Below are 11,733 nucleotides of genomic sequence, written 5' to 3'. Positions count from 1 at the left end.
GGAGAGGAAAATATAACGATAGCCTGTGCAACTGGAGAAACTTAATGGCTCTAATAATTACAAAAAGCATTAATCCCGACGATCAACAAGAATTGCTGGCAGGCCTGCGTGAATACAATTCACGCTACCTCGACCCGACGCAGTTTGGCGATCTGGGCATTTACTCCCGCGATGAGCAAGCGGTGATGCGTGGCGGGCTTATCGCCAAACGCAAAGGCAACTGGCTGTGTATCGAATACTTGTGGGTGAGCGAAGAGATGCGCGGCAACGGCCTGGGCCGCGAGCTTATGCAGGAAGCGGAACAGCAGGCGCAGGCGTTGGGCTGCAGTCATTTGCTGGTCGATACCTTTAGCTTCCAGGCGCTGCCGTTTTATCAGAAATTAGGCTATCAGTTGCAGATGTCGCTGCCCGATTTCCCGCACGCGGGTATGCAACGCCACTATTTATCGAAAACGCTGTAACGATAACCGTGGATAAGGCGCGACTTTTGCGCCGGATGGCGGCTACGCCTTATCCGGCCTACAGTTCTTTGGTAGCCCGGACAAGGCGCAACGCGCCGCCTCCGGGAAAATCCCTGTGCCAGGAGAGCCATAACGCAGAAGCAGTGTCGGTATCTGAATTAACACAAAATCATACCTTAACCGCCGACCCCGTGGCCCATTAACGCCAGCGCGTGGCTAACAATGGTCTGCCGGGTTACCGCCTGTAAACGCGGGTCGCTATGGATGCGCGAGAATGGCACCAGCACCAGGCTAATCACCGTGGTAAACAGCAGTTCCGGCGCCAGCGCCGGGTTAATTTTCCCCTCCTGCTGCCAGCGGCGAACCGTCTCCAGCATCACCTGAAAACGCTCCTCGCCGAAGCGCGCATCCATGTGCTGGCGCAGCATCGGCATCTCGCCGATGATCTCCTGCATCCACAGCGGCGCGAACCAGGCATTTTGCTCCGCCATGTCCGCCAGCGTCTCAACCATCATCGTCAACGCCGTCACCGGATCCTGCGGATGGTCGACAAAAATGCGGCTGATATCGTTACGCAGCGGCATAAAGCGCTCTTCCAGCAAATTCTCAATCAGCGCTTCCCGCGACGTAAAATAGTAATTCAGCATCGCCGGCGTCACCCCGGCCTCTTTGGCAATGGCATTTAGCGACACGCGGGCCGCGCCGTGACGAGCAAACAGCGCCAGGGCGATATCTATCAACTGCTCGCGGTTAGCGGTTCCCGGCTTTTTACCGCGTGGCCGACCGGGGCGGCGCGGCGCTTCATTAGCTTTTAGTGCTGGCATATGCTGGCGATCTCTTGACCCGATTCATCATTTCCCTAAATATTAATTATGCATTTAATTAATTTCAAGCGAGTGATGCAATGACATCTGAAGTCGCAAACCAACCGGCGCCCTCAATCCGCCTGCTGTTCAGCGCCCTGCTGCTGGTGATGCTGCTGTCGGCGCTGGACCAGACCATTGTCTCCACCGCCTTGCCTACTATCGTTGGCGAGCTCGGCGGGCTGGATAAACTTTCGTGGGTGGTCACCGCCTATATCCTCAGCTCGACCATCGTAGTGCCGCTGTACGGTAAATTCGGCGATCTTTTCGGGCGCAAAATCGTGCTGCAGGTGGCGATCGTGCTGTTTCTTGCCGGTTCCGCGCTCTGCGGGCTGGCGCAAAACATGACGCAATTAGTACTGATGCGCGCGCTGCAGGGGCTCGGCGGCGGCGGCCTGATGGTGATCAGCATGGCGGCGGTCGCCGACGTTATCCCACCCGCCAATCGTGGGCGCTATCAGGGGTTGTTCGGCGGCGTCTTCGGCCTGGCGACGGTTATCGGCCCGCTGATCGGCGGTTTCCTGGTACAGCACGCCTCGTGGCGCTGGATTTTCTATATCAACCTGCCGCTGGGTCTGTTCGCGCTGCTGGTTATCGGCGCGGTATTCCACAGCAGCAACAAACGCAGCCAGCATCAGATTGACTGGCTGGGGGCGATTTACCTCAGCATGGCGCTGTTATGCATCATCCTGTTTACCTCGGAAGGCGGCAGCGTCCATGCGTGGAATGACCCGCAGCTGTGGTGCATTCTGGCCTTCGGCATCGTGGGGATCATCGGTTTTATCTACGAAGAACGGATTGCCGCCGAGCCGATTATTCCGCTGTCGCTGTTCCGCAACCGTAGCTTCCTGCTGTGCAGCCTGATTGGCTTTGTTATCGGCATGTCGCTGTTCGGTTCGGTCACTTTCCTGCCGCTCTATCTGCAGGTGGTGAAAGAGGCGACGCCAACCGAGGCCGGGTTACAGTTAATCCCGCTGATGGGCGGCCTGCTGCTGACCTCCATCATCAGCGGCCGGGTGATTAGCCACACCGGGAAATACCGGATTTTCCCGATTATCGGTACCCTGCTCGGCGTGACCGGCATGGTGCTGCTGACCCGCATCACCATTCATTCGCCGATGTGGCAGCTTTATCTGTTTACCGGCGTGCTCGGCGCGGGTCTGGGGCTGGTGATGCAGGTACTGGTGCTGGCGGTACAGAACGCGATGCCGGCGCAGATGTACGGTGTTGCCACTTCCGGCGTGACCCTGTTCCGCTCGATTGGCGGCTCCATCGGCGTGGCATTGTTCGGCGCGGTCTTTACCCATGTGCTGCAAAATAACCTGCAGAAACTGCTGCCTGAGGGCGCGGTGCTGCCGCCAGCCATGAATCCGGTGGCGGTACAGCATCTGCCAGCGGCGATCCGTCTCGATTATCTCGACGCCTTCGGCGCGGCGATCCATGCGGCATTCCTGATGGCGGCCTGCATTATGGCCGTCGCGTTTGTCCTTTCCTGGCTATTGAAGGAGGCGCCGCTGAAAAGCGCGGCGCATTAAGCGGCCCCGGCAATGCGTAGCAAGGACTGGCGCAGCGCCGGCGCGGCAAAATCGATAAATTTCCGCAGCTTAAGCGGAGCCAGCTCCCGCGCGATATATAACAAATGAACCGGCGCGGGCTCCGGCTCGACGCTTTCCAGCAGCAGACGCAGTTCCCCACAGCGCAGACCATCCAACGCCTGATAGTGCAGCAAGCGGGCCACCCCAACGCCCAGTCGGGCGGCATCGGCGGCGCTCTCCGGCGTGGTGACGGCCAACACCGGCGGCAGATTAATCAGCTGATCTTCCCGTTCAACGGCGCGAAAGCGCCAGCCACGATAGGGCATCGGCGATTCAATACGGATGATCGGCAACGCCGCCAGATCGCGCGGACGCTGCGGTTCGCCGTATTTGGCCAACAGCGCGGGATGGGCGCAGGCCACAATACGCATCGCGCCCAGCCGGGTCGCCACCATGCTGCTATCAGCCAGTTCACCAATCCGTACCGCCAGATCGATATGGTCGCCGACCAGATCGGCATTACTGTCGCTAAGTAACAAACGTACGCGAATTTGCGGATAACGGGAGATAAATTCACTAATGATTGGCAGAACGTGCTGGCGACCAAACATCGTCGGCGCGGAGATCACCAGCTCGCCCTTCGGCTCCTGGTATTCACCCGTTGCCCGGCGTTCGGCGTTTTCCACCTCTTCGAGGATCCGCCGCGCAGCGGCGACATAATCGACGCCGACATCAGTGAGGGTGAGTTTACGGGTAGTGCGCGTCAATAAACGGACTCCCAGCGCGCTCTCCAGCTCGCCGATATTACGGCTCACGGTAGTCAACGGCGTATTCATCGCCCGCGCCGCCGCCGACATACTGCCCAGTTCAGTGACTTTCACCAGCAGCGCCATAGCGCTTAATCGGTCCATTATTCTCCCGTTATCTGGAAATATGATTACCAGATAAGCAGTATTATCATTTTTCACAGCACAGTCCATGATAGCCCCCTACCTTCAGGAGGCGTTATGGCAGCAACCTTTCTCGATATCGCTATCACCCCGGATGTCATGGATGTGCAACATGAAATGGGCAGCGACCAGCTGTGGCAAACGCCGCACAGCCGCCGTCAGGCGGATCGCTTCGGCGCCAGCGAAGAAGGGATGATCGCTACCCGCGACAGTTTTTATCTGGCGACGGTGTCGCAAAGCGGCTGGCCCTACATTCAGCATCGCGGCGGCCCGCCGGGTTTTCTGCGCCTGCTGGATGACACCACGCTGGCCATGGCCGATTTCGGCGGTAATCGCCAGTACATCACCACCGGCAACCTGCGCGGCAGCGACCGGGCCTGCCTGTTTTTGATGGATTACCCGCGCCGTGCCAGGCTGAAAATCTACGCTACCGTCGAGGTGCTGGCGGCGGAAGAGCAGCCTGAGCTGCTGGCGTTAGTGACGCCGGCAAACTATCGCGCCCGCATCGAACGCCTGTTTCGTTTTCATCTGCAGGCTTTTGACTGGAACTGCCCGCAGCACATTACGCCGCGCTACAGCGCACAGCAGGTCGCGGAATACAGCCAGAGCCTGCAAGAGCGTATTCATGAACTGGAGCAGGAGAATCAGCGCCTGCAGCATCAATTATCCCCAAAAGGAGAGTCCTGATGAGCGAACAACGTCCCCCGTTACCGCCGTTCACCCGCGACAGTGCAGTGCAGAAGGTGCGCGCCGCAGAAGATGGCTGGAACAGCCGCGATGCGCAAAAAGTCGCGCTGGCTTATACCGTGGATAGCGAATGGCGCAACCGCAGCGAATTTGTCCACGGACGGGGGCAAATCGTGGAGTTTCTGCAGCGAAAATGGCGTAAAGAGCTGCAATACCGGCTGATTAAGGAGCTATGGGCGTGGCAGGAGAATCGCATCGCCGTACGCTTCGCCTATGAGTGGTGCGACGACAGCGGCAACTGGTTTCGTTCGTACGGCAATGAAAACTGGCAGTTTGATGAGCACGGCCTAATGTCCACACGCTACGCCTGCATTAACGATTTGCCGATCGCGGAAAGCGAGCGCCTGTTCCACTGGCCCCAGGGTCGCCGCCCTGACGATCATCCGGGGCTAAGCGAACTGGGACTGTAAACAGGCGCGCGACGACGGGTTAATCGGCTTTCGGGAAGTCCACTACCGTGTCGTTAACCCGGTTCACCATGTTGGTGAACAGGATAGCGCTGACGGCGCTGATGATCTCAATCACCTGCTGGTCGCTAAAACCGGCGTGACGCAGCGCGGCGACGTCCGCTTCCGGCAGCGTACCGGTGGTGGTCACCAGCGTTTGGGCGAATTTCACCAGCGCGTCCAGGCGCGCATCTTCCGTATACTCGCCGCGGCGCAGGGCGTGGATTTGCTCGCCGCTGAAGCCCGCTTTTTTGGCCATCAGGGTATGGGCGGCCAGGCAGTAATCACAGCCGGTCGCTTCGCTGACCGATAAATTAATCGCTTCCAGCTCCTGCGCGCTGAGGCTGCTTTTATGCAGCATCGCGTTGTGCGCCAGCGCCTGCTGCAGCGCCGCCGGCGAGTGGCCGCCGATGGTCAGATAGGCATTCGGTACTTTACCCATCGCTTTTTTAATTCCGGCGAAAATATCGGCGGCTTTCCCGGTGGCATCTTGTTCACGGATATCGGCTAAACGGCTCATGGTGTACTCCTGTTATTGGTGGGTAGTTGTGGCAATGGAGACATCTTAGTGGTCGGCGACGTGCTAGACTGGCGCTCTTCGTCTCATTTTTTTGTCTTATCGTCTCAGGAGTCGCATGGATAGTTTGAGCCATCTGTTGACGCTGCTGGCCCCGCGTTGCGAAGTGAATCTGCATTGCCGTTTCGGCGGCCGCTGGCAGGCCGGACACGATCAAATGCGCGCAGGCGTGGTGCCGTGGCACTTTGTGTTGCGCGGCGAAGGGCGCCTAACCGTCGGTCATCAAACCCGCCACATGCGCGCCGGCGACGTGATCCTGCTGCCGCACGGTTCGCCGCATCTGATGGAGAGCCTGGTGGAGTGGGGCCAGGTACTGCCCGTCGCCCACCGCTTTAACGGCACGCTGACGGAAGTCCGCACCGCCGAAGAGAGCGATGCGCTGGAGATGCTGTGCGGCGAGTTTTACTTCGGCCCGCACGTCAACTGGCTGTTCGCCGAAGAGTCGGCGCTGATCCATTTACATACCGATGAGCGCGAAGATTGCCCGGAACTGGATATTTTGCTTAACGTGCTGGTGCGCGAAAGCCTGGCGGAACATCCCGGCGGCAGCGCTATCGTGCGCAGCCTTGGCGATACGCTGCTGGTACTGCTGTTACGTACCCTGCTCGGCGCACAGGAGCCGCCGGGCGGCCTGCTGCGCCTGATGAGCGATGCGCGGCTGATGCCGGCCGTTCTCGCGGTACTGGCCGCGCCGGAACAGCCGTGGACTATCGAGAGCATGGCGGCGCGGGCGTTTTTATCGCGCGCCACCTTCGCCCGCCATTTTGCCCGCGTCTATCATCTGACGCCGCAGGCGTGGCTGTCGCAGCTGCGGATGGCGATGGCCGCTCGCCTGCTGCATCTCGATCGCCAGACGCGGCTGGAAGTGATTGCCGAACGCTGCGGTTTTCAATCACAGGCTTCGTTTGCGAAAACCTTTAAAAAACACTACGGCATGACGCCGGGCGAGTGGCGTCGGCAGTAAAACACGCGCCGCGTCGCCGCCGTGCTATGATTCCTGCTTTGCGCTATTTCACGCGAGGGAAAAATGGGTTCCAGCAAAAGAGGGATGTTGAACGTATTGATCGCCGCCGTCCTGTGGGGCAGTTCCGGGGTCTGCGCGCAGTACATTATGCAGCAAAGTCAGATGTCATCGCCTTATCTGACCATGATCCGCCTGCTGTTCGCCGGGCTGATTTTGCTGATGCTCGCCTTCGTTCACGGCGACAAAATTTTCCGCGTCATGCAAAACCGCAAAGATGCCCTTAGCCTGCTGTTTTTCTCGCTGGTCGGCGCGTTAACCGTGCAGTACACCTTCCTGATGACCATCGAGAAGTCGAACGCCGCCACCGCCACGGTGCTACAGTTTTTGTCGCCGACGATTATCGTCGCCTGGTTCGCGCTGGCGCGTAAAGCGCGGCCCAGTCCCTTTGTGCTGCTGGCGATTGGCACCTCGCTTGCCGGCACCTTCCTGCTGGTCACCCACGGCAACCCGACCTCGCTCTCCATCTCGCCGGCGGCGCTGTTCTGGGGGATCGCCTCAGCCTTCGCGGCGGCGTTTTATACCACCTATCCCTCAACGCTTATCGCCCGCTACGGCACGCTGCCGATCGTCGGCTGGAGCATGCTGATTGGCGGGGCGATGCTGTTGCCGTTTTATGGCAGCCAAAGCGCGAACTTTGTGGTGAACGGCCGTCTGCTGCTGGCGTTTTTCTATCTCGTGGTGATCGGTACCTCGCTGACCTTCAGCCTGTATCTCAACGGCGCCCAGCAGATTGGCGGCGCGAAAGCCGGGATCCTCAGCTGCGCCGAGCCGCTGAGCAGCGCCTTGCTCTCTCTCTTGCTGTTGGGTATTACCTTTACCCTGCCGGACTGGCTGGGGACGCTGTTGATTCTCTCTTCGGTCATTCTTATCGCGGTGGATTCCCGGCGGCGGGTACGCGCGGCGTAATAGCAATCGTCTGATTTTAAACAACAAAAAATGTCTAACATTTGCGCAATTCACCTGCTGCGCATATAGTTGACTGAAGCGAAAAGTGAAGGAGAAGCGCCATGAAAGCGTGTTGGATGTTGTGTCTGGTTACTGCCCTTAGCGCCAGCGCGGTGTGGGCCGAATCGCCACTGCAAAGCCTGCAGTTTGAGCAGCAAAAACAGCAGGTGTTGAAAGCGGTGAAGGAAAAATGCGCTCCGGCGAGCACCCTCAGCGATACCGATTTCGCCAATAAAATCCTCGCCTCGAAAGACAACCAGAGTTACGTTCGCGAAGCGACGCTGGCGAAAGAGCGCAATAATCAAAAAGGCTATCTGGCCGCCATTGATAAAATTCGCTGCCCGGGTAAATAACGGGCTGAATTATCAGGAAAACCGTTGCCTGCCGCGACGGTTTTTTTTATTTCCCCCAACGCTCGGGAATAATTAAGTCGCCGCGCAGCAGGCTGCCGCCGGGCTGCGGGCTTTTGCCGATCAGCCAGTTGACGATCCGCGAAGCCATCGCATCCATCGAATACTCAATCGCCGGGATGGTTGGAATACCCGGCATCTGCAGCGAACCCGCGAGACTGAAGACCATCACCTTTTCCGGCACCGCGCGGTTAAACGCCTGCAGCTGCGGCACTACCCGCTGCGCCTGCAGTTCATCGCTCACCAACAGCGCATTAAAGTTCAGGGTAGTGGCGTTATTCATCAGCTCCTGCACCGCCACCGACGACGAGGCACAGTCCAGGAAGACCAGGTTGCGATTAAACGGCAGGAAGTTCTTCTCCAGCGCATGCTTATAGCCCAGCAGCACCTGGTCGGCAAAGCCGCTCCCCTGCGGATGGATTAGCGCAATCTGCCGCCGCCCCTGATTAATCAGATAATGACACGCGGTTTCCGCGGCGAAGGCGTGATCAAACTGAATACTGTTCTCGCCATCGCTTTCCAGACAATCAATCAGCACCACATCGGGGCGCTCGATCTGCAGCGGAAAGCGCGCGCCGATGATCAGCACGTCATCGCACAGTCCACAGGTGAGTTCATCCAGCGCGCTTAATACATCGCCGCGGTTATTGGCGAAGCGCAGCAGTAGATGCTTCTGATGCTGGCTGAGCTGTTTTTCCAGGGCGTAGAGATAGCTGGTGGTCTGATTGATGTTGTCCTGCGCGCAAATCACGCCGATACAGCCCGTCGACTGGCTCAGTAAGGATTGGGCAATCATATTGGGCCGGTAGTTCAGCGTTTCCGCCGCCTGAAGCACCGCCTGGCGGCTGGCCTCTTTTACCCCGCGCGAACCGCTCAGCACGCGCGAAACCGTGGCTTTCGATACCCCGGCTAACCGTGATACATCATTGATTGTCGACATCTTTTTTCCCCTGGCAGGTGCGGCTTAGCCCCTGTAACGCTGTGTCCTGAATCGCTTCAATTATAACCAGCGGCAGTATAGCCGTTTCCTTTTTTATTTGGAAACCGATTTTCCATTTAGGCAAAAAACCACGCCAAATCGACATTATTTTGTGAGCGAAATCTAATTAGTAAGGCCGCTAACGGTGAGTTATTGACCGCGCTCACAGTTCTGTTTTTTATAAATGGAAACCGGTTTCCGTCTGATATCAAATCATCCTCGCAATAACTTTTTACATATGAGGAAAGCCGTCGATGTACAAGATTATGCTGTGTTGCTCCGCCGGGATGTCCACCAGCCTGCTGGTGAGGAAAATGGTGGATGCCGCAAAGGAACGCGACCTGCCGGTGCAGATTGACGCCTATGGCGTTGCCGAATTTGATATGCAGTTTCCGCAATACCAGGTGGTGCTGCTTGGCCCCCAGGTCAAATACATGCTGAAAATGCTTAGCGAGAAAGCCGCTCCCCTGAATATTCCCGTCCAGCCTATCGATACGATGGATTACGGAATGCAGCGGGGAGATAACGTTCTGAATTATGCCCTGTCGCTGATCGCCGCGGCGCACTAAGAGGTGTTCAAATGAGTTCTCTGTATCAGTCGATGATTGCCGTGATCGAGCAGTCTATTACTCCGCTGGCAGGACGCCTTGGGCAACAGAAATATGTAATCGCCATCCGCGATGGCTTTACCGCCGCATTGCCGTTCATGATCATCGGCTCTTTCATGCTGGTATTTATCTTTCCGCCTTTCTCGCCGGAGACCACTAACGGCTTTGCCCGCGGCTGGCTGGATTTTTCCCAGCAGTACCGTGAACAGCTGATGCTGCCGTTTAACCTCAGCATGGGCGTGATGACCTTTTTTATCTCAGTCGGCATCGGCGCCAGCCTCGGACGCCAGTTCCAGCTCGATCCGGTCATGTCAGGCCTGCTGGCGTTTATGGCCTTCCTGCTGGTCGCCGCGCCCTATGCCGATGGCAAAATTTCTACTCAGTATTTATCCGGCCAGGGCATTTTCACCGCGCTGATCACTGCCATTTACTCCACCCGCGTTTACGCCTGGCTTAAGCAAAACAATGTGACCATCCGCCTGCCGAAAGAGGTGCCGACCGGCGTCGCCCGTTCATTTGAGATCCTCATTCCGGTACTGGTGGTCATCGGTACTCTGCATCCGCTCAACCTGTTCATTGAAGCGCAAACCGGCATGATCCTGCCGCAGGCGATTATGCATCTGCTGGAACCGCTGGTCTCCGCCTCCGATTCGCTGCCGGCGATTCTGCTGTCGGTGCTGATGTGCCAGATTTTCTGGTTCGCCGGTATTCACGGCTCGCTTATCGTCACCGGGATTATGAACCCGTTCTGGATGGCCAACCTGTCGGCAAACCAGGCGGCGCTGGCGGCCGGCGCGGCGCTGCCGCACGTCTACCTGCAGGGCTTCTGGGATCACTATTTGCTGATTGGCGGCGTCGGTTCGACCCTGCCGCTGGCCTTCCTGCTGCTGCGTAGCCGGGTCACGCATCTGCGGACTATCGGCAAAATGGGCATCGTGCCGAGCTTCTTTAATATCAACGAACCGATTCTGTTCGGCGCGCCGATCATCATGAACCCAATGATGTTTATTCCCTTCGTCTGCGTGCCGATGGTCAACGCGGTGCTGGCTTACGGCGCAACCCGCCTTGGCTGGCTGAGCCAGGTGGTGTCGCTGACGCCGTGGACGACGCCCGCGCCGATTGGCGCCTCGTGGGCGGCTAACTGGACCTTAAGCCCGGTGGTGATGTGCGTTATCTGCATGGTGATGTCGGCGGTGATTTATCTGCCATTCCTGCGCGCCTATGAGCGTTCATTAATAAAGAATGAAGTCGAAAAGGCGAAAAGCGTGGCACCAGTCGCCGGAGCCGTTAGCCAGTAATTATTGTCTTACCTGAAATATGAATTTATGCGGAAAAGGGATTTTCACCAACTGACCTGATTATAAACTCAATAACCTCAGGAAATATTATGATCTATTTTCTAATAAATTAAGCCATCTGTATTAGTCGTTAATTTTCGCCACTGGGAATAAGATATTTATTCTCCGGCGTAGCTGTACCCTAAAAAAAACAAATCAGCTTATTTTGGTTATTTTTATTTTAACCAGAATGGGGCGGTTATTGTCTGCATATATTAATTATTAAAGTGAGATAACCATGAATACAGTTAAAAAGCTGCCATTGGCCATGGCGGTTATCGCCGCGCTGTGCCCAATTTCCGTACTGGCGCAGGAGTTTACCCAGGAGCAGATCGACGCCATCGTCGCGAAAGCCGTCGATAAAGCGCTGGCCGACCGCCAGGCTAAAATCGACGCCGCCGCCAATAAAAAGGTCGATGTTATTACCAACCCGCAAACCACCGCGGCTTCGCCGGATATGGCGATTCCATTCGGCCTGAAATTTAGCGGTTACGCCCGCTATGGCGCCCACTTCCAGACCGGCGACCAGAAATATGTCGGCGTCGACGGCTCCTATAACGGCGCCTCGGCGATCGGTCGTCTCGGTAACGAAAGCAACGGCGGCGAATTCCAGATCAGCAAAGCGTTCAAAAGCGCGCAGGGGGCCATCTGGGATCTCAACGTCATGTTTGACCACTGGAGCGACGAGGTTAACCTGAAAAAAGCCTACGTCGGCGTCACCAACGTCCTCGAATCCAACCCTAACGCCTATATCTGGGCCGGCCGCGACTTCCACCAGCGCCCGCAACAGGGGATCAACGACTACTTCTGGATGAACCACGACGGCCAGGGCGCCGGGGTGAAGAATTTCA

Annotated in this window: 14 protein-coding genes; 10 read left to right on the top strand and 4 right to left on the bottom strand. The window is 57.3% G+C overall.

The genetic code is table 11. The annotated features are described in order from the left end of the window. Nucleotides 1-44 precede the first annotated feature (44 nt). On the top strand, nucleotides 45-461 hold the full coding sequence (locus tag ACSEMK_RS10595) for a GNAT family N-acetyltransferase (protein WP_113374075.1): 417 nt from the start codon (nucleotides 45-47) through the stop codon (nucleotides 459-461). 176 nt (nucleotides 462-637) lie between these two features. Here ACSEMK_RS10595 and ACSEMK_RS10590 read toward each other — a convergent pair whose 3' ends face one another. Continuing rightward, nucleotides 638-1,285: a TetR/AcrR family transcriptional regulator gene (locus ACSEMK_RS10590; protein WP_045390522.1), complete on the bottom strand. Its 648-nt coding sequence runs from the start codon at nucleotides 1,283-1,285 to the stop codon at nucleotides 638-640. A gap of 80 nt (nucleotides 1,286-1,365) precedes the next feature. Here ACSEMK_RS10590 and ACSEMK_RS10585 point away from each other — a divergent pair, with 80 nt between their 5' ends. Then, on the top strand, nucleotides 1,366-2,859 hold the full coding sequence (locus tag ACSEMK_RS10585) for an MDR family MFS transporter (RefSeq protein WP_221695112.1): 1,494 nt from the start codon (nucleotides 1,366-1,368) through the stop codon (nucleotides 2,857-2,859). Here ACSEMK_RS10585 and ACSEMK_RS10580 read toward each other — a convergent pair. Next, nucleotides 2,856-3,827, bottom strand: coding sequence for a LysR substrate-binding domain-containing protein (locus tag ACSEMK_RS10580; RefSeq protein WP_430914942.1), 972 nt, complete (start codon nucleotides 3,825-3,827; stop codon nucleotides 2,856-2,858). The two genes, ACSEMK_RS10585 and ACSEMK_RS10580, sit on opposite strands and share 4 nt — an antisense overlap. 39 nt (nucleotides 3,828-3,866) lie before the next feature. On the opposite strand from ACSEMK_RS10580, the gene ACSEMK_RS10575 reads away from it, so the two are divergent. Then, nucleotides 3,867-4,496 (top strand): pyridoxamine 5'-phosphate oxidase family protein, encoded by a 630-nt coding sequence (locus ACSEMK_RS10575; protein WP_430914943.1) that lies wholly within the window; start codon nucleotides 3,867-3,869, stop codon nucleotides 4,494-4,496. Then, nucleotides 4,496-4,966: a DUF1348 family protein gene (locus tag ACSEMK_RS10570; RefSeq protein WP_087858902.1), complete on the top strand. Its 471-nt coding sequence runs from the start codon at nucleotides 4,496-4,498 to the stop codon at nucleotides 4,964-4,966. The genes ACSEMK_RS10575 and ACSEMK_RS10570 overlap by 1 nt, the downstream gene beginning before the upstream one ends. Before the next feature lie 19 nt (nucleotides 4,967-4,985). Here ACSEMK_RS10570 and ACSEMK_RS10565 read toward each other — a convergent pair whose 3' ends face one another. Continuing rightward, nucleotides 4,986-5,522 (bottom strand): carboxymuconolactone decarboxylase family protein, encoded by a 537-nt coding sequence (locus tag ACSEMK_RS10565; protein ID WP_015369089.1) that lies wholly within the window; start codon nucleotides 5,520-5,522, stop codon nucleotides 4,986-4,988. 115 nt (nucleotides 5,523-5,637) lie between these two features. On the opposite strand from ACSEMK_RS10565, the gene ACSEMK_RS10560 reads away from it, so the two are divergent. From ACSEMK_RS10560 to ACSEMK_RS10550, 3 genes are all read left to right on the top strand, one after another. Then, a complete protein-coding gene (locus ACSEMK_RS10560; RefSeq protein ID WP_042893674.1) occupies nucleotides 5,638-6,543 on the top strand; it encodes an AraC family transcriptional regulator in 906 nt (301 codons plus the stop codon). Between the two features lie 63 nt (nucleotides 6,544-6,606). Next, nucleotides 6,607-7,509 (top strand): EamA family transporter, encoded by a 903-nt coding sequence (locus tag ACSEMK_RS10555; protein WP_045375196.1) that lies wholly within the window; start codon nucleotides 6,607-6,609, stop codon nucleotides 7,507-7,509. Between the two features lie 101 nt (nucleotides 7,510-7,610). Then, nucleotides 7,611-7,901 (top strand): YicS family protein, encoded by a 291-nt coding sequence (locus tag ACSEMK_RS10550; RefSeq protein ID WP_430914944.1) that lies wholly within the window; start codon nucleotides 7,611-7,613, stop codon nucleotides 7,899-7,901. 46 nt (nucleotides 7,902-7,947) lie between these two features. Here the strand turns inward: ACSEMK_RS10550 and ACSEMK_RS10545 are convergent, their stop codons facing one another. Next, nucleotides 7,948-8,898 (bottom strand): LacI family DNA-binding transcriptional regulator, encoded by a 951-nt coding sequence (locus ACSEMK_RS10545; protein ID WP_020077647.1) that lies wholly within the window; start codon nucleotides 8,896-8,898, stop codon nucleotides 7,948-7,950. Between the two features lie 293 nt (nucleotides 8,899-9,191). On the opposite strand from ACSEMK_RS10545, the gene ACSEMK_RS10540 reads away from it, so the two are divergent. The 3 genes from ACSEMK_RS10540 to ACSEMK_RS10530 form a co-directional block, all read left to right on the top strand. Then, nucleotides 9,192-9,506 carry a PTS sugar transporter subunit IIB gene (locus ACSEMK_RS10540; protein ID WP_015369080.1) on the top strand — a complete coding sequence of 105 codons (315 nt, stop codon included), beginning with the start codon at nucleotides 9,192-9,194 and terminating at the stop codon, nucleotides 9,504-9,506. Nucleotides 9,507-9,517: 11 nt separating this feature from the next. Continuing rightward, nucleotides 9,518-10,843 carry a PTS cellobiose transporter subunit IIC gene (locus tag ACSEMK_RS10535; RefSeq protein WP_015703869.1) on the top strand — a complete coding sequence of 442 codons (1,326 nt, stop codon included), beginning with the start codon at nucleotides 9,518-9,520 and terminating at the stop codon, nucleotides 10,841-10,843. 277 nt (nucleotides 10,844-11,120) lie between these two features. Further along, nucleotides 11,121-11,733 (top strand): carbohydrate porin (locus ACSEMK_RS10530; protein ID WP_435336486.1); only part of this gene is annotated, 613 nt, incomplete at its 3' end.

It is taken from the genome of Klebsiella sp. K-3, from assembly GCF_051207495.1.
Taxonomy (GTDB): domain Bacteria; phylum Pseudomonadota; class Gammaproteobacteria; order Enterobacterales; family Enterobacteriaceae; genus Klebsiella; species Klebsiella aerogenes.
This window is presented reverse-complemented; position numbering and strand designations above follow the sequence as displayed.